2 protein-coding genes and 1 pseudogene are annotated in these 1,357 nt (G+C 35.1%); all 3 read left to right on the plus strand.

The features are described 5' to 3' along the window. Positions 1 to 305: LAGLIDADG family homing endonuclease (locus IEW49_RS13325; protein WP_188643224.1), on the plus strand; the 305-nt coding region annotated here is incomplete at its 5' end. Between the two features lie 128 nt (positions 306 to 433). Continuing rightward, positions 434 to 748: pseudogene (locus IEW49_RS13330) on the plus strand (LAGLIDADG family homing endonuclease); the annotation flags it as partial. Between the two features lie 218 nt (positions 749 to 966). After that, entirely contained in the window at positions 967 to 1,332 is a 366-nt protein-coding gene (locus IEW49_RS13335) for an NADH-quinone oxidoreductase subunit A (protein WP_188643225.1), read from the plus strand. Positions 1,333 to 1,357: the final 25 nt, after the last annotated feature.

Consider the following 1,357-nt stretch of genomic DNA (forward strand, 5'->3'; position numbering starts at 1 on the left):
TAATAAACTTACATAAAAAAGACTTAAGTTTATTAAATAACATTAAAGAATTTTTTGGTGTAGGTAATGTATTTCCACTCGGAGAGTGGGATTCTGCACAATACCGAGTAGAATCTTTAAAAGGTCGAGCCGCCAGGCGTCTAATTAATCATTTTGATAAATACCCCATAATAACTAAAAAACAAGCTGATTATAAGTTGTTTAAATTGGCTCATAATTTAATTAAAAACAAAAGTCATCCACTCGCTACCCCCTCCAGCTTCGCTGGAGGGGGGGCCGAGTGGAAGGACTCTTGGAACTTGTAGCTATAAAGGCTGTAATAAATAATGGTTTAAATAATGATTTAAGTATTGCTTTTCCTGGTATTAATACTGTTTTAAGACCTGATACATCGTTACCTCAAATTCCGAATCCTTTTTGATTATCTGGATTTGTTGATGCAGAGGGTTGTTTTAGTGTCGTAGTTTTTAAGTCTAAAACATCAACCCTACGGGTGGGAGAAGCAGTTAAATTAAGTTTTATTTTAACTCAAAGTAATTCCCCCCTCCAGCGAAGCTGGAGGGGGTGGCGAGATGAGTATTTAATAAAAAGCTTAATTGAATATTTAGGATGTGGGAATACAAGTTTAGATTCTTCCTCCAGGGAGGACCCTCTCTGGAGGTCCCGAGAGGGAAGAGGTGTTATTGATTTTAAAGTAACTAATTTTTCGCTACCCCCCTCCAGCTTCGCTGGAGGGGGGGAGGTATAAAAGATATTATTGTTCCATTTTTCATTAAATATCCTTTAAAAGGAAAGACGCCTCCCGGCTCGATTTCATAGATTTTTGCGAAGTCGTAAGATTAATGGAAAATAAATCGCATTTAACTAAAGAAGGATTAGATAAAATAAAAAAAATCCGTAATAGAATGAATACGAACAGAAAACAATAGTTAAAATCAAAATATTAAATTTATAGGTATGAGAAATTTGGCTCAAACGTATCAAGAAAAAAATTCAGAGTTTGAGTGTGGATTCCATTCTTTTCATCAAACTAGATTCCCTTTCGATTCACCTATAGCTGCACAGGCGATATGTTTTGTAATTCTGGACCTTGAAATATTTACCATGTTCCCTTATGTAGGAAGTTTAGGTATAAATACTTTCTATAGTCTAGTGGTTATTCTAGGTTTTATGTTTGTTGTATCAGCAGGATTTGTATTTGAATTGGGAAAAGGTGCTTTAAAAATAGATTCAAAACAAAATATGGGTGGTGATTCCACTCATCTAGAGTTGAAAAATTTAAAAGATATATCTTCTTTAAATTTATGTCCTCCATCAGCGTTCAAAAATTAAATCTCGCTACCCCCTCCCCCCCCCC

The organism is Pseudoblastomonas marina (assembly GCF_014641655.1).
Lineage (GTDB): Bacteria > Pseudomonadota > Alphaproteobacteria > Sphingomonadales > Sphingomonadaceae > Alteriqipengyuania_A > Alteriqipengyuania_A marina.